Raw genomic sequence first — 24,625 nt, 5'->3', positions numbered from 1 at the left:
ATGAGTAAATTTAATTTCACTGAAACTTCAATTGAAGGAGTATATATTATAGAACCTACTGTATTTGGGGATGATCGTGGTTATTTTATGGAAACTTACCATGAAGAGGAATTCAGAGAAGCAGGTCTTGATTTCAATTTTGTCCAGGACAATCAGTCCAGGTCCAAAAAAGGAGTTTTAAGAGGTCTTCACTTCCAATATACAAGACCGCAAGGCAAACTAGTTAGGGCCATTAAAGGAGCAGTATTTGATGTGGCCGTTGATTTAAGAAAAGATTCATCAACTTATGGTAAATGGGAAGGAGTTATACTCTCTGAACAAAACAAGAAACAGTTCTACGTACCTGAGGGCTTTGCCCATGGTTTTTTAGTCTTATCCGATGAGGCCGAATTCACTTATAAATGCACTGACTTTTATAATAGTGATGATGAAGGTGGTATTCTATGGAATGACCCAGATATAGGTATTGATTGGCCCTTAGAGGATATTGAAGAAGTCAGTTTATCTGAGAAAGATGAACAATGGAATTCATTCAAAAATACTAAGACTGATTTTTAAACATTTATTAATTGATTTCAAATAAACTACTAATTTTTTTTGCATATTCTTCTTTTGTTAAGCTAGTGAGAATAATTTCTTTCAGATCATGGTATAAACTATTTCTCGATTTTTCATGAACATATTCATTATGCCGAAACATAGTATTCCAAATATGGAAGCCCCATATCTCATTAAATTTTAATCTCGGAACGATTATTGAGGATGGTTCTAAAAAATCCATAAAATCAAAATAATTAATCGACGCAATAAAATTTACATTAGCTAAATATTTAGAATAAGAATTATATTTAGTATCCATTAATGATTTGAGTAAATGAGGACCAGTATCTCCATGCATTACATTATCTTTTACTTTATCCATGTAATCAAGCATATATTCTAAAAATTTATCTCCTTTGTTTAGCTTTAAAAAAGCATTATTAGGAATTATTTCACCATCAGGATTTCTTTGAGAAGATATTGATGGACCTACAATATTCATTTCATTTATATTCTTTAATGCAATTATATCACAGTCAAACCAGGCAGATCCTCTATCATAAAGACATTTAGCTCTAAACCGATTAGCAAATCCAGAATAAGATCCTTTATTGAAACCTTCTTTATATTTGAAAATATTTGATTGAGAGAGAATCTCATTTCCATCCATGAGCTTGATACCTTCAGGAACATTGTCTAATTCATCGTAAACATACAATTTCACATCATGACCGGTTAAAAGCATGGATTTTAGTGATATTTGCTGTAGCTCCGGTAAATTACCATCATCACTAATCCAAAGAGTGAATAAATCAATTTTTTTCTTTTTTTCTTCATTTTTGATTTTATTTGAAAAATTTTTTAAATATTCGAAAACTACCACAGTAACACCTACATAACCCATAATTAAAACTATCAATTAAGATTATTTGAGTTAATTCTCGATTTAATTCAAATTTAATATTATCAAATAGATTTAGCTTTATTTAACGGTTTATAATATTCTTTTTTAACCAGACAGACAGTATAAATGTTTTCTGATGCAAAATTTTTATTAACACGTTTAAACCCAAGCAACTTTTTTTCTAAATCTTCGGTTTCTAAGTGTATTTCACCTATTATCATATCAATTTTTTCTAATAGGTTATGTTCAATTAAATTATCAATTATTTTAGACTCCGCACCTTCAGTATCTATTTTCAAAACAATATTGGAGTTATTCTCTTTTTCAATTATATCTGAAATAACTTTGCCTGCTTCTTTTACATTTGCCTTTTTAATTTTCATGAGATCTTTTTGAGAAACCCATTCTGATTGAGTTTTTGCAAATTCAATATTAGTTGTCGTTATTCCATCATATCCCGGGATATAAAACAAATCTAATTCTTTATCTTCATCATAAAGGCCAAAATTAAATGGATGAATTTTATCATATAGTTGAGGATTAAGATTGAAATTTTCTAAAGCTAAGTCATATGTATTGGGGTCTATCTCAAAACCATATATTGCACTACATGAATCAAAATTTGCAAATTTCAAAGAAGCATAACCCCTATTCATCCCAATATCAAGTACAACAAAATCACGGAACATGTATAATTGGGGTACAGAATATTCATTTCTTGCAAAAACTGAATCAATTGTCCAAAAACGATTATTGGTAAAAAATTTAATTCCATCCTCAGTCTCTAAAAGAATCCTGTTTTCTTTATGTGAAAAGGCCAAAAGTTTGATATTATTGTAAAAACACATTTTAAAAAATGTATCTGTGTCCATTGATTCAAACAAATGTTCTTCTCCATTAAAAAAATAATATTTATTTTTAGAATACCAATCAGCGAATAAATTAAGTTTATCTGATAAATTAGCATCCCTAAGATAATTTGCTTCAAAAAATTCGTTGATTTTTTCCTGATCTTTACCATATCGCGTTATAGTTTTATTTATTTCTATACGATCTTTTAGATATAAATTAAAAGAGTTATTGGCCTTTTTTAAAAGATTTATAGGATTTTTAAGATTCATTTTATCTCCAATATATATTTTAATATTCTAATCTTATTCAAACAATTCTAATCAGCATATAATTTAAAATGATAAAATAGATTATATAACAAAAAAATATAAATAAGTTATTAAAGTTAAATGTTGCTTTAAGCTAATTTCTAATAAAAAAATGATTTTAATTGGATTTAAGATTTAATAAATATGGAATAAAGTTCATAGAAAAAAGTTAATAAAGTATTATACTAATATAGAAATTTCTAAGGAGTTAAATAATGACAAAAATACTAATTACGGGTGGAGCAGGATTTATAGGGAGTAATTTTGTAAGATATATGCTTAATAAATATCCTCACTACGAAATTGTCAACCTGGACTCCCTTACCTACTGCGGAAATTTAGAAAATTTACATGGCATTGAAGATAATCCTAATTACAAATTTATCAAAGGAGATATTACTGATAAATCATTAGTTTGTGACATAGTCTCAAAAATAGATTATGTTATAAATTTCGCTGCTGAATCTCACGTTGATAGGAGTATTGAAGATCCAGAGATATTCATTAAATCAAATATAATTGGAACACAGGTACTTTTAGATGCTGCTAAAAAATACGGCGTAAAAAAATATTTACAGGTTTCAACTGATGAAGTTTATGGTTCTTTAGGTGAAAGTGGTTATTTCAGAGAAGATACACCCCTTGCAGCCAATAGCCCTTATTCAGCCAGCAAAGCAGGTGCTGATTTAATGGTTCGTGCTTATAACAAAACTTTTGATCTGCCAATTAATATAACTCGGTGCTCCAACAATTATGGGCCTTATCAATTCCCAGAAAAATTAATTCCATTAATGATATCCAATGCCCTAGAAAATGAACCTTTACCTGTTTATGGCGATGGATTGAATGTTAGAGACTGGTTACACGTTTATGATCACTGCACTGCTATAGATCTGGTCCTTCACCAAGGAAAAATTGGGGAAGTGTATAATATTGGTGGAAATAACGAAAAGAAAAACCTAGAAATAATTAAATTAATTCTGGAGAATTTAGATAAACCAGAATCACTTATTAAATATGTAAAAGACAGACCCGGCCACGACAGACGTTATGCCATTGATTCTGGTAAAATTCAGAGCGAACTAGGGTGGACTCCTAAGTACACGTTTGAAACTGGAATTGCTGAAACCATACAGTGGTATTTAGATAATAAAGACTGGTGGGAAAAAGTAAAAAGTGGAGAATATCTGGAGTATTATCAAAAGATGTACTCAGATAGATAATTGCCTGATAAATGTATTAAAAGTATAATGATATTATAATTATAAAAAATTTCATCAGGATGATATTAATGGAAGATAAAACTGCTCAAAAAATTGGTAATTATTGGTCAGAAATGAATCTTAAAGATGGACCTAAAAAAATAAGGTGGTGGGAGTTCCCATTAATCCATAAACATCTTAATAATCTAATTTGTGGGGAACCCGTTGATGGAATAAATCAATGCTTGAAAAAACGTCTTGAAAAAATGGGTACGTTGAAACATGGTGTGTCTGTAGGCTTTGGAGACGGAAATAAAGAATTGGAACTAGTTAGTGAAGGATTAGTAGATAAATTCACAATGTTTGAATTATCCGATGCGGGTATTGCAATTGCACTGAAAAAAGCAGAAAACTTGGGAATTGAAGATAAAGTTGAACTAATTAAAGGGAACTATTTCCTACACGAGTTTAATGAAAAAGTAGACTTTGTGCATTGGAGTCAGTCATTGCACCACATGTTTGATGTTAATAAATCAGTTGAGTGGAGTTATAAAATCCTAGAAATGGGTGGAATTTTCTACATGGATGATTTTGTAGGTCCAAGTAGATTTCAATGGTCAGATGAAGCTCTTGAATTAGGCTCAAGAATCAGGAGGATCCTTCCGGATAACTACCTGAAAAACCCATACAAACCAGGCAAATTGTTGAATAGAAAAATGTTAAGGCCTGATCCTCAAATTTTAAGAAACCAAGACCCAAGTGAAGCAGCAGACTCAGATAATATTCTGGAAAGTGTAATAAAATATTTTCCTGACGCGGAAATCACATTAACTGGTGGAACTATTTACCATGAAACCCTTAATGACATTCTTCACAACATAGATGAGTTTGATTTAAAAGATAAGGCCATGTTAGAGCTTTTACTAATTATCGATGAATTAGCAACTAAATCTGGGATCGAAAGCCAATATGCTACTGCTCTGGGAATGAAATCACCAAATAGTGTGCTTGATTCCAAAATAGGCAAAATAAACGAAAATCAATTAAATTATACTGAAACCCGTTTAAAACAGGCAAATAGTAAATTAAAATACACTGAAAATAAATTAAAAATAATTGAAGAAAAATACAATTATTCCAATCAAATTAAACAAGAAAGAAATCAAATCATTAGCAATATTTTAAATGAAAATGAAAAATTTTTAAATGAAAATGAAAAATTAGTTAGTTCTCTAGAAAATAAAAATCGGCAATTTGATCAAGTAAATTCGCATTTAAATAAATTAACATCTAGTATTTATGAACTCAATTATTTTAACAGTAATAGGCCATTGATTGAAAGGATTATTTCGAAAGCTCCCAGTTTATTTATTTTGGCTAAAAACAAAGGCCAAATAAAAAATGCTGTAACTGAAATAAAAGGATATAAATCAATAAAAAAGAATAATTTATTTGATCTGGGTTATTATCTACGAACCAACAGACATGTGATGATTTCAGGAAAAGATCCTCTTCTTCATTACATTTATCATGGATTTAAAGAAAATTTAAGACCCAACCCTAATTTTGATGGTGATTTTTACTTAGAATACAATGAAAGTGCTAAATTATCTAATTTAAACCCTTTGATACATTACAGTTTATATGGGATTCCAGAAGGACTGGAAATAAACGGAGATAATATTGATAATGTTAATAAAAATCCTGAAATAATCATAGAAACAGAAAATTGTGGAAAGTATGATGAAATAATAAATAAAAACGCTTCATTAATTAATTTACAGGATTTTGAAGATAGTTCACCATTAGTCTCGATTATTGTGATTACTCATAATGGTTTGGAACATTTACAGAGATTATTTAATAATTTCGCTGAAAATATTCAATATCCATCCTATGAAATAATAATAGTGGATAATTCATCAACAGACGATACAATAAACTTTTTAGAAAGTCTAGATAACCTGCCCTTAAAAATAATTAAAAATGAAGAAAACAAATCTTTTTCTGAAGCAAATAATGATGCTGTTAAAAAAGCACATGGGGAATTTATCTTACTGTTAAATAATGATATTGAACCTACGTATGGTTGGCTCAATGAAATGATGCAAACAGCTTTTAAATATAATAATTTAGGTTGTTTAGGTGCTAAATTAGTTTACCCAGATAGTAGTTTTTCAGTTTATAACAAAGATCAATCATTTACAATTCAACATATTGGGATATCGTTTAAGGAAGAATCTAATGGATTTATAAAACCATATAATATGGGTAAAGGACTTGAACCATTCGAACCAGAATGTAATATCGAGCAAAAAAGAGCAGGGGTCACTGCAGCAGTTTTATTAGTAAAAAAAGAAGTTTATGAAGAAGTTGGGGGTTTAGATGAAGGATACAAATATGGTTATGAAGACGTGGATTTCTGTCTTAAACTATTAAAAAACGGGTATGATAACATCTACTGCCCATCAGCACTATTATTCCACTATGAACACGGTACTGACGGAAAAAAACAATTAGAATCTATATTAAATCGGCATATATCTAATAAAAATCTTTTAAATTATAAATGGAATGATTGGCTAAGTAATAAGATTATTATTGACAAATTAAATAATGAGAATTTAATTTCAGAAGACCCATTAAATATATCATTTATGATTGGTGAAAGACATCCCAGTGCGGGTGATTTCACTGAGCTAATTATAAATGAAGCTTTAAAAAAATCGGGTTGGGATGTAAGTTTTGTATCTTCAGAAGATTATAAAAGCCTATATCACATAAAGAACTATGTAGACATAGTAGTTTCAACCCTACATAATTATTATCCTCTGGAGATTCATGGTTCTAAAAAGAAATTAATAAAAATTGCACTAATTCTTGATTCTTATGAGGAATGGATGAATAATCCTGTCTTTAATGAGTATGATTTAGCTATTACAAACAGTAAAACAACTTGTGAATATCTAAAAAGAGAAACTAATGTAAAAGCCAGACTAATTCCAGTAATTACTGGAGATATAATCTATGAAAACATTAAAATGATTACCAAATAAATTGAAACTAGATTTATTCTGATTTCTATAAATAACCTAACCATGAGGCCAGATCTAACCTTTGAGAACATATATCCCGCCATTTGGTTTAAAACCACCATATCCACCATTTAATATATTCCTTGGCAAAATATAATCCTGTTTGCATGATTATAGTAAGTTCCTATAATACCACCATCAATTGTTGGAAATACTGAGAATTAAATTTCAAGTTTTAAAAAAGATGAGTTTAATGCTAGAACATGAAAAACTCCGTAGACCTTGATTAAATATTATTCTTAAATAGAAAATAAAATATTTATTTATTGTGTTATTGGGAAGATATGTGATCATTAATTTCAAAATTATAGAGGCACAATATGAAAAAATCAAAACCTAGTCTTAAAAATTCATCACTAAAAGAAAATTTAAGGATATTAAAAAATAATTTAAGTGATGAATTTAATTCAAAAAAGCATGGCTTTGATTCATTTAAAAATAAAATAATAAAAAAAATAGTATCAGAAGAACCCGCCATTTTATTAACCCAAGAACAGGTAAAGGAAAAATATAAAGAAATTTTAAGTAAAAATGCATCAATCTTTAATCTACACAGTTTTAAAGATAATGTACCATTAGTTTCTATAATAATCTTAAATAGAAACGGTTTAGAACATTTAAAAAGATTATTTAAAAATTTTAAAGAAAATATACAATATCCACATTATGAAATTATCGTGGTAGATAATGCATCAAACGACGATTCTATCAGTTTTTTAGTAGAACTAGAAAAGTTTCTTCCCATAAAAATAATCAAAAATATAGAGAATAAATCTTTTTCTGCAGCAAATAATGAAGCGGCCCGCGTAGCAAAAGGAGAATATATTCTCCTACTAAACAATGATATTGAACCTACATTTGGCTGGCTTAACCAAATGATGTTTTCAGCAATGCAATCAGATGAAATAGGTGTGATAGGCGCTAAATTAGTTTATCCATATTCACCCGATTCAGTTTATAATATAAACAAATCATTTAAAATCCAACATAGCGGAATAGCATTCAAAGAAGAATCTGGTTTCATTAAACCATATAATATTACTAAGGATCATATTTTTAGCAATACAGACCACTCCGATGTGGAAAGAGCTGCTTTAACTGCCGCTGCACTACTTGTAAAGAAAGATAAATACTTAGAAGTTGGTGGTTTGGATGAAAACTACAATTACGGTTATGAAGACGTAGATCTTTGCCTTAAACTCTTAAAAGTAGGATATAAAAATATTTATTGTCCTAAAGCCCTTTTATTCCATTATGAATTTGGAACACAAGAAAAAACCAAAAAAAGGGAAGTAAAAAAACGGCGTTTAAAAAACCAGAAAATATTCTACCAAAATTGGAATCGATGGCTTCAAAAAAAGGTTTTTTCGGATAAACTAAACAATGTACAATTATTCTCAGAGTATTCATTAAAAGTAGCTTTTGTAGTTACTGAAAGTGGAACTGATGCATCTGCCGGAGATTATTTTACCGCTCTGGAATTAGGAGAAGGTTTAAAAACTTTAGGATGGAATATCTGTTTCTTAACTAGAAGAAAATCTTTTAAATGGTGGTATGTGGTTGAAGAAAACGTTGATATTATAATATCTCTTTTAGATTCCTACAATCCCCAGAAAATAAAATCTTCTAAAAAGTCTTTGATAAAAATAGCTTGGGCCAGAAACTGGTTTGAAAGATGGGTTTCCAATCCAGGATTTTCTGATTATGACCTTGTATTCGGATCCAGTCAAACAGCTTGTAATTATTTAATGGAAAAAAGCGGACATAAAGCTTTATTAATGCCTATTGCTACTAATTCAGCTAGATTCCATCCAGATATTTCACCATCCCACGATTATTTAAGTGATTACTGTTTCACCGGTAGTTATTGGAATGAACCCCGTGAAATAATTGAAATGCTTGATCCCAGAAGATTGCCATATACATTCAAATTGTATGGGGAAAACTGGGACAAAATTGAAAAATTTAAAGAATATAATCAGGGATTTGTCGAGTATTCTAAAATGCCAGAAATATATGCCTCTACAAAAATCGTTATTGATGATGCTAATAGAGTTACTAAAGGTTATGGGGCCGTAAATAGTAGAGTATATGATGCCCTGGCCAGTGGAGCTTTGGTATTAACCAATGGAGAAATCGGAGCAGAAGAAACATTCCATGGGAAATTACCTGTATTTAAATCAAAAGAAGAGCTAAATAATTTAATCGATTATTATTTAACAAACAAAAATGCCCGTTTATCAAAAATAAAAGAACTGCAAGAATTCGTGCTTGAAAATCATGCTTATATCAACCGTGCCCAGGCATTAAAAGAATCTTTAGAGCAGTATTTCTTTAAAACAAAAATTTCAATTAAAATCCCAGCACCGAGTTGGAAAACAGTCCATGAATGGGGAGATTATCACTTAGCACTGGGATTAAAAAAGGAATTTGAAAAAAAAGACTGTGATGTGATATTACAGATACTACCAGAATGGGATAGTAACGATGACGCTGATTGTGATGTAGTCTTGGTTTTAAGAGGTTTAAGCAAATATAAACCAAAAAAACAGCATTTTAACATAATGTGGAATATTTCTCATCCAGATAAGGTTGAAATAGAGGAATATAATCAGTATGATCATGTTTTAATAGCTTCTCAAATTTGGACTGATAAATTAAAGGAAATTATTGATGTTCCAGTAGAAAAAATGCTTCAATGTACAGATCCCGAGTTATTCAATCCGGAATTTTCCAGAGACTACGATCATGATTTGTTATTCGTTGGAAACTCAAGAAAAGTATTTAGAAAGATAATAAAAGATTTACTACCCACTAATAAAGATCTCTCCATATATGGGACTAATTGGAAGAACTTAGTGGATAAAAAATACATCAAAGGCAAACATATCCCCAATGATGAACTAAGGAAAGCATACTCATCTTGTAAAATATTACTTAACGATCATTGGGAGGATATGAAAGAAAAAGGATTCATATCGAATCGTTTATTTGATGGATTCGCTGCTGGTGCTTTTATTATATCTGACGAAGTTATGGGGGTCTCTGAGGTTTTCCGAGATGCATTAATAACTTATAACAATCCAGAAGAACTGGAAAACTTAATTAGTCATTATCTGAAAAATGAAAAAGATAGAAAACTATTATCTGAAAAAGGTAAAAAAATAGTTTTAAATAACCATACCTTCCAAAAAAGAGTAGAACATATTTTACAAATAATCAATCACCAATAAATATAGAGGTTGAATCATGAATAGACCCATCAAGCAAAAATTAATTTCAACATTTCCCTATGCATACATTATTCTTAATAGCAAAAAAACTGGCCTTAAAGTAGCTTTTGCTAATATCAAAGGATATAAATCAATTAAAAAATATGAATTGTTAAATAAAAGTTACTATTTACACAATAACCCGGATGTTAGATTATCTGGTATAGATCCTATTTTAAATTATATATATCATGGATTTAAAGAAGGGAGAAAGCCAAGCCCTCAATTTGACGGAGATTATTATTTAAGAAAATATTCGGATGTTAAAAATTCTAGGTTAAATCCATTAGTGCATTACAGTCTATATGGGCTCAATGAAAGACGAGAAACTATTAATCCAAAATTTTACAATTTAGGATTTGAACCATATTATAATTCTCAAATCGAAGATATCATAAACGCTCTGGATTCGCCCCAAAAAATATCCATCATAATACCCATCTATAATGCTTTTGAAGATACGGAAAAATGTATAGAAAGTGTTCTAAAACACACTAAAATTCCATTTGAAATGGTTTTAATTGATGATTTTAGTACTGATGAAAGAATTGAGGGATTATTAAGTAATCTAGAGGGTAATCAAAATATAAAAATAATCAGAAATGAAGAAAATAAAGGATTTGTAAAAACGGTTAATATTGGAATGAAAAGTACCGAGGGAGATATTGTACTATTAAACAGCGACACCATAGTTACTCCTAAATGGTTAACAAAACTAGTGGTGGCTGCTTACTCTGAAAAACAAATAGGAACTGTTACAGCACTATCTAACGCTGCTGGAGCCTTTTCAATTCCAGGAATTAAAACTGGACATCCCCAACTAAAAATAGAAGATGTTGCAAATTTAGTTGAAAAAGTTGCAGTTAATAAATATATGGAAGTTCCCACCGGCAATGGATTCTGTATGTTTATTAAAAGAGATTTAATAAATGAAATAGGACTTCTTGATGAAGAAAGCTTTGGCATGGGGTATTGTGAAGAAAATGACTTTTGCATGAGGGCACTTGAAAAATATTGGACTAATATCATAGACGAATCAACTTATATTTATCATAAAGGGGGTTCATCATTCTCAGATGCAAAAAAAGACCTTTTAAAGAAAAATAGGGCAATATTAGACCAAAAACATCCTCAATATACCAGAAAGGTTCGAGAGTTTTTAAAATCAGATGAATACGTAACTATCCTTGAAAGAATCAAAAACGCCCTTGAAAATGAAAATTTAGAAAATAATAACAAAAAACGAATATTGTACGTTATCCATAAAGGAGGAGGCGGAACAGTTCATACCAATCAAGATCTAATAAGAAATGTTGGAAAAAATTTTGATTGTTATATACTTTCATCCAGTTCTAAAGAAATAATTCTGCTGAAATATGTTGATGATGATTTTGAAGAAATTTTTTCTTGGGCAATTAAATCAGAATGGTCCGCAAGTGATTTTTATAACTCAGAATTTAGAGATATTTATTTCAATGTTCTTAATGGATTAAAAATTGATATTGTGCATCTTAGACATCTAATTAAGCATACTTTTGACTTACCATCCATTACATCAAAATTAGGACTACCAATGATAATATCATTTCATGATTTTTATTTCATTTGCCCATCCTACAACTTATTAGATGATAAAAATAATTATTGTGCAGGAGAATGCACAGAAGGAGACGGACAATGTATGGTTTCAATGGTGGAATTAGATGATCTTCCTATTTTAAAAGATTTTATTCCCCAATGGAGAAATGAAATTTCGAAAACATTAGACAGAGCTTCAGCTTTTGTAACTACCTCCGAATGTGTAAAAGACATTTTTACATCTATTTATCCACAATTATCCACCAAAAATTTTAAAATCATTGAACATGGCAGGGATTTTGATCCTATAGAAAAAAATATACTCCCCTACGAAATTCCAGAGCCATCTAAACCAGTGAAAATTGTTTTTCCAGGCAATATTAATAATCAAAAGGGTTTAAAACTCATAAAAGATCTCATGGAACAAGATAAAAATTCTATATTAGAATTTCACTTTATGGGTTCTCTTGATCCCGAGCTTGAAGATTGTGGTATTTATCATGGAAAATACGATAGGGAAGATTTTTGTAAGATTATAGAAAATATTAAACCCTCTTTCATTGGCATATTGTCCATATGGCCGGAAACTTACTGTCATACTTTATCTGAAGCTTGGAGTTGCGGAGTACCTGTTTTAACAACAAATTTAGGAGCACAGAAAGAACGTACCATTAAAAACAACGGGGGATGGTTTTTAGATTATCAAAACCCCATAGCAGCTTACCAAGAGATAATCAGAATATCTAATTCACCAGAAGAATATGAAAAAATTGCCAGAACAGTGCAAGAAATAAAATTTAAAACGACAAAAGAGATGGCTAATGACTATTTAAAGATATATTATTCATTTTTAAATTAAATGACATCATTCTTTAAATGAATTACAAACAAAATATTTTATATAATTTGCAAGCGATAATTAAATTTATATTTAACTAGGAGTAAATATGCGCGACCTTAAATTAGACAATCTAAAAGGCCTAGCAATGGTTCTAATTGTTTTTGGACATTTTTTTGAACAAACAATATTAATGGATTTTCAAATACCATATTTTATTTATATTTGCCGTTGCGCATTAGCTATGCCAATCTTTGTATTTGTAAGTGGTTATCTCTCTAAAACCGCTTCGGATAGTGGAACTAAAGCTTTTCGAAATATTTTCATGCCATATTTATTATTTAGCACACTTTGGATAATTTTCTCATTTTTAAAAGATGGGAATCTATCTTTAGAAAATTATTTCTTCCCAGCAGCAGGTTTATGGTATTTATTATGTCTATTTTATTGGAGAACTTTTTTGCCCGCCCTGGATAAATTTAAATATCCCATTTTATTAAGTATTATTCCAGTTCTATATTTAGGAACACTAAACATAAATTTTGATTTTTTAGCCATATCAAGAGCTATTTCTTTTCTACCAATATTTCTATTTGGTTTCTATTTCAAAGAAATTAAAGAAAAAATAAAAATAAAAAATATATATGTTGCAGTAATAGGTTTTATTGTTTCTTTATCAATATTCGCATTTGCAATCCAAAACCATGGTGCAATAATGAGTTTTAAACGTTCTTACAGTGAATTAGGTTTAAGTGATCCTAAAGGAATATTACTAACATTATTTGTCCTGATAGCATCCATGGTAGTTCTCACATTATTATATTCTTTCATGACATCCAATAAAACGTTTTTAACAAAAATCGGGAAAAATTCACTTGTTGTGTATGTGTTCCATTTCTACATTTTTCTCTCAATGCCACAAATATTAACAAATCTTGGATTAAACTTTATTTTGAATAATACCTACTATTCAATTTTATATGCAGTTTTGTTGCCGAGCCTAGTTTTATATATTCTTTCAAGAGATGTTTTAACTGAATGGACTAATAAACTCATTTTTGTATTCACAAAATTCATTACTAAAAATCCAGATAAAAACAAAATTAGTGATTGATATTCAATAAATTAAAATAATAAAATAAAGTGATATTCATGAAAATTACAATTATTGGAACAGGATATGTTGGATTAGTTACAGGCACATGTCTCTCAGAAATGGGAAATAATGTATATTGTGTTGATATTGATGGTGATAAAATTAAGAACCTTAAAAAAGGAATTATCCCCATTTATGAACCTGGCCTGGAAGAATTAGTTGTTAGAAATTTTGAGCACGGAAATCTGATTTTTACCAATAATTTAAAAGAAGGCCTGGACAATTCAGATATATGTTTCATAGCTGTGGGAACACCCGTTGGTGAAGATGGAAGTGCTGATTTACAGTACGTTCTGGAAGCGGCACAGCAAATTGGGCAAACAATGTCAAGTGATCTTATTGTCATAAATAAATCCACTGTACCTGTGGGAACGGCCGATAAAGTAAAAGATATCATTATTAAAGAATTGGATGAAAGAAAGTTGGATCATGATATTTCCGTAGTTTCAAACCCAGAATTCTTAAAAGAAGGTGCTGCAGTCGATGATTTTATGAAACCAGACCGTGTGGTAATTGGTTGTGATGAAGATAAGGTTATTGAAATATTAAAGGAATTATACGCTCCGTTTATACGAAACCAGGAACGATTTATAAATATGGATGTGAAAAGCGCAGAAATGACTAAATACGCTTCAAATGCCATGTTAGCCTCGCGTATATCCTTCATGAATGAAATGGCTAATATTTGTGAAAGGGTGGGAGCAGATATCAATAATGTGCGGATTGGAATGGGTAGTGATAGTAGAATAGGCTACAGTTTCTTATATGCTGGATGTGGATATGGGGGAAGTTGCTTTCCAAAGGATATTAAGGCATTAATACGAACTTCTAAAGATTATGAATACAACTCTGGTTTATTAAAAGAAATAGAAGCCGTGAATGAAAATCAAAAGTTAGTACTGGTGAATAAAATAATAAATCGATTTGGTGACGACTTATCAAATTTCACTTTTGCCGTATGGGGTTTATCATTTAAACCAGAAACTGATGACATGAGAGAAGCTTCTTCTACAGTTATTATTAATAAGTTAACTAAATTAGGAGCTAAAATAATTGCTTATGATCCTCAAGCCATGAAAGTGGCCAGAAAATATTACTTTGAGGGTAATGCTAACCTGAAATTTGAGGATAATAAATACGATGTTCTTAATGATGCAGATGCTCTAATATTAATTACCGAATGGAAAGAGTTTAGAAGCCCTGATTTTGAAGAAATAGAAAAAAGGATTAAAAACAAGATTATCTTTGATGGTAGGAATCAGTTCAATAAGGAAATTTTACATAATATTGGATTTGAATATTTCCAGATAGGTAATTAATAATGTAATAATATTAAACCTATTTAAATCAGGAAAAAGAAAAAGAAATGAGAATATATGAAATTAACAATTATAAAAATCATTAAATATTATTTTAATGTAAGTAGGGTAAAAAATGATCTTTGAAGAAATATTTGGCCATAGATTCTTATCTAATTTCAATAAATATAAGTTTCTACTTGCTGAATTAATTAAAAGGGATGTTAAGCTGAAATACAGAAGATCCGTCCTGGGAATATTCTGGAGTTTCCTGCAGCCATTATTTACCATGATAATATTGACTATCGTATTTTCACAGCTTTTTAAGAACAATATCGAAAATTATCCCGTTTACTTATTAACTGGAAAACTTGTATTTGATTATTACGCTGCGGGAAGTAGGGCAGCTATGGGATCTATTATCAGTAATGCCTCCATGATCAAAAAAGTTTATATTCCAAAGTATATGTACTCCCTCGGAGTGATATTTTCTAATTTGGTCACATTTTTAATGTCAATGATTGTCCTGTTTTTAGTAATGATAGCCACCCAAGCCCCATTTACAATTTTCATTCTTTCAGCGCTGGTGCCTATTTTACTTCTTTTAATGTTTACCATTGGAGTTGGATTGATAGTAGCCACATTAACCGTGTTTTTCAGAGATATAGAACATTTATACGGTGTTTTTCTTACCATGTTAATGTATGCTACCCCTATTATGTATCCAGCCGAAATTGTACCTGAAAGTTTCAGATGGATTCAAACTTTCAACCCATTATATGCTATAATAAGTCTTTTTAGAGCTTCAATTTTATATGGGGCCTATTTTGATCAAGGGCAACTAATATTCGGGACGGTTTCCGCAATAGCGTCCATTGTTTTAGGAATAGCTTTGTTTTATAAATATCAGGATAAATTTATATTATACATTTAAAATTATCTAAATAATTAAAATTTAAAAAAATCATAGAATACTGCTTAAAAAGTGATAATCTAATCATTAAGGGTGAAAATTTGGGAGAAACAGTTATCAAGGTTGAAAATGTTGGAATGGAGTTCAATTTAAGCCAGGAAAAAACAGATAACCTTAAAGAGTACGTTATTAAACTTCTAAAAAGAGAACTTATGTATCAGTCCTTTTGGGCCCTGAAAGACGTTTCATTTGAAGTAAAGAAAGGAGATAAATTAGGAGTCCTTGGATTAAATGGTGCTGGCAAGAGTACTTTGCTCAAACTCATATCAGGAGTTATGAAACCTACTCATGGCAATATTGAGTTAATGGGTCGCATATCGCCTTTACTGGAGCTTGGAGCAGGATTTGATCCTAGTTATACTGGTAGGGAGAATATTTTTCTTAACGGCGCAATGTTAGGTTATACTAAAGAGTTTATAGAAAGTAAATTCGATGAGATCGTGAATTTCTCTGAGATTGGAGAGTTCATAGATGTTCCCTTAAAAAATTATTCTTCAGGCATGGTGGCCCGGCTGGGTTTTTCCATTGCCACAACTGTGGAACCTGAAATATTAATTTTGGATGAAGTATTAGCCGTTGGAGACGCCAAATTTAAGGAAAAGAGTGAAAAAAGAATGAAATCATTCCTCAATGAAGACGTTACTGTTTTATTTGTTTCACATTCTATTGATCAGGTGAAAAGCCTGTGTAATAAAGCAATATGGCTTGAAAAAGGCAAGTTAATTATGCAAGGCTCTGTAGAAGAAGTAAGTGAAAAATATGAACAGAGTATTCACCAAGTTAATAGATAAAACATGTTTTAAGAGCATATTTTTGTAAATCTTTTTATAAAAAATATAATATAATCCTTAAGGTTAAGTTTATGGTGAATCTAGCGATTATTATACCTAATTATAATGGTAAACATTTCCTTAAAGAGTGTTTTGAATCTTTAAAAAACCAAAATTATCCTTTTGATGTGATTGTCATAGATAATGCCTCAGAAGATGGAAGCATTGAATACATTAAAGAAAATTATCCTGAATTCATTCTAATACAAAATAAAAAAAATTTAGGGTTTGCTACTGCAGTTAACCAGGGCATAAACCTATCCAAATCAGAATATGTTTTTTTGCTGAATAATGATGTGGAATTAGAAACAGATTGCATTCCTAGTATTGTGGATTGCCTGGAAAAAGATGATAAAACATTTGCTGTAACTTCTAAAATGGTTCAGTACCAGAATAGGAATAAAATAGATGATGCTGGTGATGAATACACCATATTGGGATGGACTAGAAAGGTAGGGCATAATAAATCCCCAAAAGACTATATTCAAAAAAGAGAAACCTTCAGCGCATGTGCGGGAGCAGCAATTTATAGAAAAAGCGTTTTTGATGAAATAGGGCTTTTTGATGAAAATTTCTTTGCATATATGGAGGATGTGGATATAAGTTACCGGGCCAGAATTCATGGTTATAAATGTATTTACTGTCCAGAAGCTGTGGTTTATCATAGAGGAAGCGGAACAAGCGGCAGCCGTTATAATAAATTTAAAATCAAATTGGCGGCCCGAAATAATGTATATGTTCCCTACAAAAACATGCCATGGCCCCAGCTGATTCTGAATTTGCCCTTTTTATTCTTAGGATATTTTATTAAATATCTTTTTTTCATGAAAAAAGGTTATGGGAAAACTTATTTAGATGGATTAAAAGAAGGATTCCTTTCTTTAGGTAAAGTAAAAAAAGTAAAATATTTAAATAAAAATTTAGTTAATTACTTTGAAATTGAAGGATTATTGATTAAAAATACTCTAAAATTCCTATTTTTTTAAACATGATCTATATCAAATAGTCTCCATATTCTAATCCTTTTTAATCTTAGATAGATTTTAATTAGTAAAATAATTTTAATATTAGATATTACAATAAAATAATAAAACTATTTTGCGAATACTCACTTAACTGTTTAAAATATTTTAAATTCCATCATGAGGAGATATATAATGGACTTATCCATAATAGTAGTAAATTACCGCACATATAATTTAACAAAACAGACTATTGAGTCGGTAATTACCAAAAATCACCCATTTAAATATGACATTTATGTTGTGGACAATGCTTCTGAGGATGGTAGTCTTGAAAAACTACAGAAAAATTTTTCAAAAGAAATGCAAGATGGATTAATAAAATTTATTGCTAGTACTAAAAATAAAGGATTTTCCTATGCTAATAACCTGGCTTTGAAAGAGACATCCTCCAATTACATATTATTACTTAATTCCGATACCATAGTAGTTGATGACTGCCTAGAAAAGTGTTTGAATTACATGGAATCCCACACCCAAACTGGAGCCCTGGGATGTAAAGTGGTTTTACCTGATGGAACATTAGATAAGGCCTGTCGAAGAAGTTTTCCAGATGTTAGTGTTTCTTTTTATCGGATGATTGGGCTTTCACGTCTTTTCCCAAAGAGTCCGCGTTTTGGAAAATACAACCTTTGTTATTTAGATAATGATGGAGTTTACCCTATTGATTGTCTGGTGGGTGCATTCATGATAGTAAATTCAGAAGCAATTAAAGAGATAGGGCTTTTAGATGAAAATTTCTTCATGTATGGTGAAGATATTGACTGGTGCTATCGAATAAAAGAAGCTGGCTGGCAGATAATATATTATGGTGATGCACAGATAATTCATTATAAAGGATCCAGCAGCCAGAAGCAAAAATCAAAACTAATATATGAATTTTACAGGGCCATGTATATTTTTTATAATAAGCATTATAAAAAACAGAGCTCTGTATTAACAACTGCTTTAACTTACGCAGGGATAGGGGCAATATTTGGGTTAAAGCTCTTTTTGAATCTTTTCAAAAAATCAGGATAATAATTGAGATTAAAAATTAGAGATTAAAAATTAATAAAATTAGCTTTAATAGACTAATTTTCAATTAATTATATTTTACATATAACTCCCCAAAAATATATAAATAAAAAATTATCAACAATATTAAAATAGTGCTTATTGTATAAATGATATCAATAACATTTTATTAAAGATAACAAATAAAATAAAGCAAAAATTCCATTTAAAATAAAATAATTTCATGTTTAAGGTGATTTCATGATTCAGCAGAACCAGAAAATATTCAATATAATGCTGGTAATTATAGATATAATTGTAATCACCTTAGCACTGATTTTTGCCTATTTTATTAGATTTAAACTAGGAATACTAGGATTTGAGGGTAATAGGTGGGGATTTTCCATATATGTTTTACCTATAATCTTTATTTTACCAAATTATCTCCTACTTTACTACTTTTTTGGATTATATGACCCTCAAAGAACCAAAAGTATAACTTCCGAAACCATAAAAATCGTTAAGGTCAATTTTATTGGATTATTGCTACTGGTAACCATATTATTTGTAGTTGATCTTTCAGACTATTCCCGTTACTTGCTGGCCATTTTCGCATTATTCTCTACCATATTTTCAATAATAGAGCGATTAATTGTAAGGAAATCATTACGATTCGCCCGAAGTAAAGGATATAATATTAAATATATTTTAGTAATTGGGGCAGGGGATCTTGGTGAGAAGTTCACCCGTAAAATAAAACTCAATGAATATGTCGGGTACAAATTAATTGGGTTTTTAGATGATAATATAGAAAAAAAAACTGAAATAGCAGGTTCACCAGTAATAGGAAAAATTGAAGATTTAGAAGAAATTATTCTTACCAAAGAAATTGATAGAATCGTAATAACCCTTTCTCCTCGCCATTCTAAATTGTTAGAACACATAATTGATACTTGTGAAAAATATGGGGTTAAAGCAGAAATTGTTCCTGATTACTATCGCTATTTCCCAGCAAGGCCATACATTGATATGATAGATAACATCCCTTTAATTAATATACGCTATGTTCCATTAGATAATTCTTTTAATAAAGCTCTGAAGCGATTTTTAGACATTTTGATGGCAATAGGGGGGATAATGATATTTTCACCACTACTCATTTTCACCACAATTATGGTCAAAAAAAGCTCTCCTGGACCAATTATATTCAAACAGGAACGTGTTGGATTACATAGAGCAACATTCGAGATGTATAAATTCCGTAGCATGAAAGTACAGGCCGGTGACGAAGAAGTGTCCCAATGGACCACAGAAGACGACCCCCGAAAGACAAAATTTGGTTCTTTCATAAGAAAAACTAGTATAGATGAATTACCACAATTATTTAATATATTAAAAGGAGATATGAGTCTTATTGGTCCAAGACCAGAACGTCCTCTTTTTGTGGAAAAATTCAGAGAAGAAATACCACATTACATGATTAAACATCACGTTAGACCCGGAATGACTGGATGGGCCCAAGTTCATGGCTGGAGAGGAGATACCTCAATAAAAAAGAGAATAGAATATGATTTATATTATGTGGAGAACTGGACCCTTAGTTTAGATGTGAAAATATTTTTCCTTACATTTACCAATGGTTTTACTGATCAAAATGCTTATTAAGTAAGTTAATGAATTATATCAAACTTTCTACAATTAAAATGAAATATAAATTAAATAGAAGTAAAAAACTATGGTAAATATTTTTTCATTTCTATTTTTGAGTTATTGGCTATCATCTAAAAAGAATTATTTATTAGTTTTAGATTCATTATATTGTATTTGTGAAAATTTTTCCAGTTTGTTCATAATGCCAAAGAGAGAAATTACCTCTTCATCATCCAGAACATTGAATAAATTCGTTATAGATTCAATATCCTCTTCATCTCTTTTTCTCCAGTATTTATAGCATTGTTCCGTGAATTTCAGACGTAAAATTCTTTTATTACGTGGATCGCGTTCTATTTTTAAAAATCCGCTATCTTGCAAACGACTGGCCAGTTGCTTAACATTCTGGTGAGTGGTGCTCATAGCCTCCGCCATTTCCTGCATGGATGGATCATGGTCAAAGGCGTTGCCCAGAATTACCAATAATAGCCATTGTTTAGTGGTTATGTTATCTTTGGCAAATTCTTTGTTTATGATATAGCCCCATCGCTGCTGGATTAGAAATAAAATTACTAGTATGTATTTTTCCATCTCCAGCCTTTCAACAAATGGTTGGTCAGCCATAACATCGTCGATTTCTTTCATCAAATTACCTTTTTAATTAAAGATTAATTTATGTACAATCTAATAATCCATTTAAGAAAAATCTAAAATTAGATTAATAATGGTATTTGCTGGGAGATAATTAATTATTAATCTGCTAGAGCTCGAGTCCAGGCCCTTATCTCATCCCAATCACGGTAATCAACAGGTTTGCTAACATCAATGCCTTGTTTTTCCAAATCTTTTTTAACGGACTTCATTACCTGTTTGTATAAGAAACCTTGCTTGGAATCAGGATCAAAAGTACTTCCAAATAGTCCTGTGGCCACTGGCTCTTTAATCAAGTGTTTCTGAGCCACATCATCCAGATATTTCTCCTGTCCTTCTGCACGAGATTCTTCCTTATTAGCCGCCCCACAAGATACAAAAAGGGCCACTTTTCTATCAACTAAAGCAGATTTATTTTTATCCAAGAACTTCCTAGCTCCCTTCGTCCATTTACTAATCTTTATTCCACTTCCCACAATTACCAAATCATATGGAGTAACATCCCACTCTTTTAGTCCCCTAGAATCCAGTAAATCGGTTTCAACACCCTCTTCTTTTAATGTGCGGGTTATTTCTTCAGCAATTTCTGCGGCAGTACCATATCTTGTTCCATAAACTACTAGTGCTTTCATTTTATTCCCTCTGTTAATATTTTGATATTTATTTAAATTAAATTTTATAATATTTTAAATAAATTAGAATTTCAATATGTAATATATTACCTAATAATCTATTTTAATATATAAAGTTTTTTATGAACGGGGGTTTTAATAAAATTATTTTTTATAAAATTATAAAATAAATTGAAAATAATTAAAATAAAAATAAATTAATCAATATTTTAAATAATGACAAAAGTTTAATCTTAATATTAAATCAGTAAAAAAGTACTTTTCTGGCCTCCTGAAGATTTAAAACAATAAATTCCTTGGCTTTAGGATCAGCAAGAATTTTTAGCTGCTTTTTACCAGTTCGATCATAGGCCTTTTTTAGAATTTCCTGAAGTTCTTCTACAGACATCTCCATTACTTTTTCTGCGCGGGCCATATCATGAGAAGATAGTTTGCTTTTATAGGATTCAATCTGATTTGAAAATGATTTGACCAAATTAGAATTTTTAGAGACCCACCTACTGAGTAAAATAGATGGAACTTTAGTAAATAAGCCCATAGTCTCAATAACATCGTTTTCTGTAATTACAATTTCTGAATCCGGCATATAATCACCCAGTTTTCACTATTTCCAAATTTATAATATATATTTTATATATTTTAAATGGCATTTAATGAAAAATTATTTCTTAAAATATTTCAAACCATCAGAAAAACCATTACCTATCTTTTCACCCAATTTATAGTAACCCCTTAAAGATAAATCATAGATAAATGGTTTAGATTTTTCCAAATCGACTTTAAGAAGCTCCAGATCAGATTTAATTTTGATTTTTGTGGTTACATCCTCATCAGCCTTTAAATCAATGACTTCACCAATAAACATAGTGTGCGAGCCCAAAATAACTTTATCCTTCAGTTGGCATTCCATGACCACTGAAAACTCATCAACATAGGGTGCATGTACCAAATCACTTTTTACAGGAGTTAATCCCGTTACTTCAAATTTATCTGTATTTTTGCCCGAAGCAATGCCAAAATAATCCGCCTCAACAACTTGCTCTTGGAAAGGTATACTAATGGTGAATGCTTTATTTCTTATAATATTGTGGTAAGTGTGAGTAGCCTCTCTTAGAGAAACGTAAACACATGGCGGTGACAAACAGCAAGTCCCTGCTGCGGCAACATTCATTACATTGGCCTGTCCATTTTCATTATAAGAACCCACTATAAAAACTGGGGCTGGGAAGCCAAATACCTTAGGCCCTAGACTTTTTTTCATAAATAATCCTTCCAAGTCCATTTAAAATTTTATAAAATTATAAAAGATCTTCGGCAACTTTTTTGACCTGTTGCAGTACGTCTTCCCTTTTTAAAACTTCTCCTTCTTCCCTCACACCACAAGCTCTAATTAAAAACCTATCATTAAAGGCATGTCTCTGGAAGAAGTAACTGTATCTCGGAAAAATATCATTAAAAGCTTCTTCGTCAGGATTTCCCTGAGATAAAATCATTACCATCATTTTTCCGGGGTTTAATCTACTGGGATTAGGATTAGTTAAAAAATCAGGCACATAATAAGAATATGTTCTATCAACAAATGCTTTGGCCTGGGAAGTTATATCACCATAATACACCGGAGAGGCCAGCACCATGACATCAGATTCTTTGACAGATTCTAAAACATCCTGCAGGTCATCATTGATGGTACATTTTTCAGCACGGGTAAAACATCCTCGGCACCCCTGACATCCTTTGTAATTTAATTTATTCAATTCAAAGGTTTTTATTTCATTTCCTGGCTTTTCCAATTGATTTAAAAGTTTATCCGCAATTATAGAACTATTAGCGTTTTTACGGGGGCTTCCCTTGATACAGGTTATTTTCATTATTTTAACCTCTAATTTTGAGTTTAAGTTAAGAATTGAATTAAAATTAATATTTGTATGACCTAATGAACTATTAAAATAATTACCTTTAAGAATCATCTGAAAATAAATAAAATAAAAAATAATTGGATTATTCAAAAACCCAATTTATTGAACTCTTTTCCCATTTATAGCATTTATATAAATAGAACTTGAGTAAAGGCCCTGAGTGGTGTATACCGAGACATTCCAAACACTAACTTTTTTATAAGTGGTTAAAGTCGTATTATTTCCCAAGTAAACGCCCATTCCAATATATTTAGTGGCCAGCTTATTGGCCTGAACCTTAGTTATATTTGTAGAGTTGGTAGTATTGTTTTTTATAGTGTTATTATTATCATTAGTAGATATATTGTTGTAAGTAGTGCCATTAGGAGTATTATTGGCCGTATTGTTTACAGGAGCCAGTTACATAACATACCAAGCCCCAGCAGCTGCCAAAATTATTATAACTATTGCTGCAACTATAATTAAATTTCTATCCATTGATTCACCCCATTTTATTAAGATATTATGTTATATTTATTGTAGAAATTGTATTAATATTTTACTCCAAGTTGAAAAAAGGTTATTATTTTAGTTTTTTTTAATAAAAAAATCAATAAAATGGGTTTAATTAAAAATCAAAACAAAACAATTATCTATTGTTAAGAATAAAAGTTAATTATAGTAATATTGGGGAAAAAATATGAGTTACTTGTTATGTAAGTTATGTGGTGGATACTACGAACTAGCTGAAGGAGAAAGTCCTGATGACTTTGAACAATGCCAGTGTCGAGGCGAATTAGAATATTATCCCGGTAAATAAGGCAATATATGCGTTTTATTTTTTTTGTTTAAAGTTTATTAATTATGTTGCTCGCTGGATTTACAGCATAATGCTTAATTATAGTTATTTTTCAGTGTTTAAATTAAAATTAG

General features: G+C 30.3%; 21 protein-coding genes. 13 read left to right on the top strand and 8 right to left on the bottom strand.

Annotated elements, in window-relative coordinates:
• Positions 1–558, top strand: a complete 558-nt coding sequence (gene rfbC / locus Q7I96_06435) for a dTDP-4-dehydrorhamnose 3,5-epimerase (GenBank protein MDO9627243.1) — start codon at positions 1–3, stop codon at positions 556–558.
• Between the two features lie 7 nt (positions 559–565).
• Here the strand turns inward: rfbC and Q7I96_06430 are convergent, their stop codons facing one another.
• Positions 566–1,459 (bottom strand): hypothetical protein, encoded by an 894-nt coding sequence (locus tag Q7I96_06430; GenBank protein ID MDO9627242.1) that lies wholly within the window; start codon positions 1,457–1,459, stop codon positions 566–568.
• Positions 1,460–1,506: 47 nt separating this feature from the next.
• Positions 1,507–2,565 (bottom strand): FkbM family methyltransferase, encoded by a 1,059-nt coding sequence (locus tag Q7I96_06425; protein MDO9627241.1) that lies wholly within the window; start codon positions 2,563–2,565, stop codon positions 1,507–1,509.
• Between the two features lie 254 nt (positions 2,566–2,819).
• Here Q7I96_06425 and rfbB point away from each other — a divergent pair, with 254 nt between their 5' ends.
• The 11 genes from rfbB (at position 2,820) to Q7I96_06370 (ending at position 20,529) form a co-directional block, all read left to right on the top strand.
• Positions 2,820–3,827, top strand: coding sequence for a dTDP-glucose 4,6-dehydratase (gene rfbB, locus Q7I96_06420; protein ID MDO9627240.1), 1,008 nt, complete (start codon positions 2,820–2,822; stop codon positions 3,825–3,827).
• Positions 3,828–3,895: 68 nt separating this feature from the next.
• A complete protein-coding gene (locus Q7I96_06415; protein ID MDO9627239.1) occupies positions 3,896–6,862 on the top strand; it encodes a glycosyltransferase in 2,967 nt (988 codons plus the stop codon).
• 359 nt (positions 6,863–7,221) lie between these two features.
• Complete coding sequence (locus Q7I96_06410; GenBank protein ID MDO9627238.1) at positions 7,222–10,134, top strand: glycosyltransferase; 2,913 nt, start codon at positions 7,222–7,224, stop codon at positions 10,132–10,134.
• Between the two features lie 16 nt (positions 10,135–10,150).
• On the top strand, positions 10,151–12,610 hold the full coding sequence (locus tag Q7I96_06405) for a glycosyltransferase (GenBank protein ID MDO9627237.1): 2,460 nt from the start codon (positions 10,151–10,153) through the stop codon (positions 12,608–12,610).
• Positions 12,611–12,698: 88 nt separating this feature from the next.
• A complete protein-coding gene (locus tag Q7I96_06400; GenBank protein MDO9627236.1) occupies positions 12,699–13,703 on the top strand; it encodes an acyltransferase family protein in 1,005 nt (334 codons plus the stop codon).
• Between the two features lie 38 nt (positions 13,704–13,741).
• Positions 13,742–15,064 carry a UDP-glucose/GDP-mannose dehydrogenase family protein gene (locus tag Q7I96_06395; protein ID MDO9627235.1) on the top strand — a complete coding sequence of 441 codons (1,323 nt, stop codon included), beginning with the start codon at positions 13,742–13,744 and terminating at the stop codon, positions 15,062–15,064.
• A gap of 115 nt (positions 15,065–15,179) precedes the next feature.
• Entirely contained in the window at positions 15,180–15,977 is a 798-nt protein-coding gene (locus Q7I96_06390; GenBank protein ID MDO9627234.1) for an ABC transporter permease, read from the top strand.
• An 80-nt stretch (positions 15,978–16,057) separates the two neighbouring features.
• Positions 16,058–16,807 carry an ABC transporter ATP-binding protein gene (locus Q7I96_06385; GenBank protein MDO9627233.1) on the top strand — a complete coding sequence of 250 codons (750 nt, stop codon included), beginning with the start codon at positions 16,058–16,060 and terminating at the stop codon, positions 16,805–16,807.
• A gap of 74 nt (positions 16,808–16,881) precedes the next feature.
• On the top strand, positions 16,882–17,832 hold the full coding sequence (locus Q7I96_06380) for a glycosyltransferase family 2 protein (protein ID MDO9627232.1): 951 nt from the start codon (positions 16,882–16,884) through the stop codon (positions 17,830–17,832).
• Between the two features lie 171 nt (positions 17,833–18,003).
• The gene (locus Q7I96_06375) at positions 18,004–18,888 is read left to right on the top strand and encodes a glycosyltransferase family 2 protein (protein MDO9627231.1); all 885 of its coding nucleotides are present in this window, start codon (positions 18,004–18,006) and stop codon (positions 18,886–18,888) included.
• Between the two features lie 237 nt (positions 18,889–19,125).
• Entirely contained in the window at positions 19,126–20,529 is a 1,404-nt protein-coding gene (locus tag Q7I96_06370) for an undecaprenyl-phosphate glucose phosphotransferase (protein ID MDO9627230.1), read from the top strand.
• Between the two features lie 126 nt (positions 20,530–20,655).
• Here Q7I96_06370 and Q7I96_06365 read toward each other — a convergent pair whose 3' ends face one another.
• The 6 genes from Q7I96_06365 to Q7I96_06340 form a co-directional block, all read right to left on the bottom strand.
• On the bottom strand, positions 20,656–21,159 hold the full coding sequence (locus tag Q7I96_06365) for a MarR family transcriptional regulator (GenBank protein MDO9627229.1): 504 nt from the start codon (positions 21,157–21,159) through the stop codon (positions 20,656–20,658).
• 107 nt (positions 21,160–21,266) lie between these two features.
• Positions 21,267–21,797: a flavodoxin domain-containing protein gene (locus Q7I96_06360; protein ID MDO9627228.1), complete on the bottom strand. Its 531-nt coding sequence runs from the start codon at positions 21,795–21,797 to the stop codon at positions 21,267–21,269.
• A 244-nt stretch (positions 21,798–22,041) separates the two neighbouring features.
• A complete protein-coding gene (locus Q7I96_06355; protein MDO9627227.1) occupies positions 22,042–22,383 on the bottom strand; it encodes a hypothetical protein in 342 nt (113 codons plus the stop codon).
• A gap of 75 nt (positions 22,384–22,458) precedes the next feature.
• On the bottom strand, positions 22,459–23,058 hold the full coding sequence (locus Q7I96_06350) for a flavin reductase family protein (protein MDO9627226.1): 600 nt from the start codon (positions 23,056–23,058) through the stop codon (positions 22,459–22,461).
• 37 nt (positions 23,059–23,095) lie between these two features.
• Positions 23,096–23,665 carry a flavodoxin family protein gene (locus Q7I96_06345; GenBank protein MDO9627225.1) on the bottom strand — a complete coding sequence of 190 codons (570 nt, stop codon included), beginning with the start codon at positions 23,663–23,665 and terminating at the stop codon, positions 23,096–23,098.
• A gap of 147 nt (positions 23,666–23,812) precedes the next feature.
• A complete protein-coding gene (locus Q7I96_06340; protein ID MDO9627224.1) occupies positions 23,813–23,953 on the bottom strand; it encodes a hypothetical protein in 141 nt (46 codons plus the stop codon).
• Positions 23,954–24,086: 133 nt separating this feature from the next.
• On the opposite strand from Q7I96_06340, the gene Q7I96_06335 reads away from it, so the two are divergent.
• Positions 24,087–24,284, top strand: coding sequence for a hypothetical protein (locus tag Q7I96_06335; GenBank protein ID MDO9627223.1), 198 nt, complete (start codon positions 24,087–24,089; stop codon positions 24,282–24,284).
• Positions 24,285–24,625: the final 341 nt, after the last annotated feature.

Source organism: Methanobacteriaceae archaeon (assembly GCA_030656015.1).
Classification (GTDB): domain Archaea; phylum Methanobacteriota; class Methanobacteria; order Methanobacteriales; family Methanobacteriaceae; genus UBA349.
This window is presented reverse-complemented; position numbering and strand designations above follow the sequence as displayed.

What these genes read in the sequence shown, in the direction of transcription:
- Q7I96_06370 (MDO9627230.1), top strand. Translation starts at nt 19,126, where the DNA reads ATGATTCAGCAGAACCAGAAAATATTCAATATAATGCTGGTAATTATA.
- Q7I96_06355 (MDO9627227.1), bottom strand. Translation starts at nt 22,383, where the DNA reads ATGCCGGATTCAGAAATTGTAATTACAGAAAACGATGTTATTGAGACT.
- Q7I96_06350 (MDO9627226.1), bottom strand. Translation starts at nt 23,058, where the DNA reads ATGAAAAAAAGTCTAGGGCCTAAGGTATTTGGCTTCCCAGCCCCAGTT.
- Q7I96_06360 (MDO9627228.1), bottom strand. Translation starts at nt 21,797, where the DNA reads ATGAAAGCACTAGTAGTTTATGGAACAAGATATGGTACTGCCGCAGAA.
- Q7I96_06395 (MDO9627235.1), top strand. Translation starts at nt 13,742, where the DNA reads ATGAAAATTACAATTATTGGAACAGGATATGTTGGATTAGTTACAGGC.
- rfbB (MDO9627240.1), top strand. Translation starts at nt 2,820, where the DNA reads ATGACAAAAATACTAATTACGGGTGGAGCAGGATTTATAGGGAGTAAT.
- Q7I96_06410 (MDO9627238.1), top strand. Translation starts at nt 7,222, where the DNA reads ATGAAAAAATCAAAACCTAGTCTTAAAAATTCATCACTAAAAGAAAAT.
- Q7I96_06405 (MDO9627237.1), top strand. Translation starts at nt 10,151, where the DNA reads ATGAATAGACCCATCAAGCAAAAATTAATTTCAACATTTCCCTATGCA.
- Q7I96_06425 (MDO9627241.1), bottom strand. Translation starts at nt 2,565, where the DNA reads ATGAATCTTAAAAATCCTATAAATCTTTTAAAAAAGGCCAATAACTCT.
- Q7I96_06345 (MDO9627225.1), bottom strand. Translation starts at nt 23,665, where the DNA reads ATGAAAATAACCTGTATCAAGGGAAGCCCCCGTAAAAACGCTAATAGT.
- Q7I96_06400 (MDO9627236.1), top strand. Translation starts at nt 12,699, where the DNA reads ATGCGCGACCTTAAATTAGACAATCTAAAAGGCCTAGCAATGGTTCTA.
- Q7I96_06415 (MDO9627239.1), top strand. Translation starts at nt 3,896, where the DNA reads ATGGAAGATAAAACTGCTCAAAAAATTGGTAATTATTGGTCAGAAATG.
- Q7I96_06365 (MDO9627229.1), bottom strand. Translation starts at nt 21,159, where the DNA reads ATGAAAGAAATCGACGATGTTATGGCTGACCAACCATTTGTTGAAAGG.
- rfbC (MDO9627243.1), top strand. Translation starts at nt 1, where the DNA reads ATGAGTAAATTTAATTTCACTGAAACTTCAATTGAAGGAGTATATATT.
- Q7I96_06390 (MDO9627234.1), top strand. Translation starts at nt 15,180, where the DNA reads ATGATCTTTGAAGAAATATTTGGCCATAGATTCTTATCTAATTTCAAT.
- Q7I96_06375 (MDO9627231.1), top strand. Translation starts at nt 18,004, where the DNA reads ATGGACTTATCCATAATAGTAGTAAATTACCGCACATATAATTTAACA.
- Q7I96_06340 (MDO9627224.1), bottom strand. Translation starts at nt 23,953, where the DNA reads ATGGGCGTTTACTTGGGAAATAATACGACTTTAACCACTTATAAAAAA.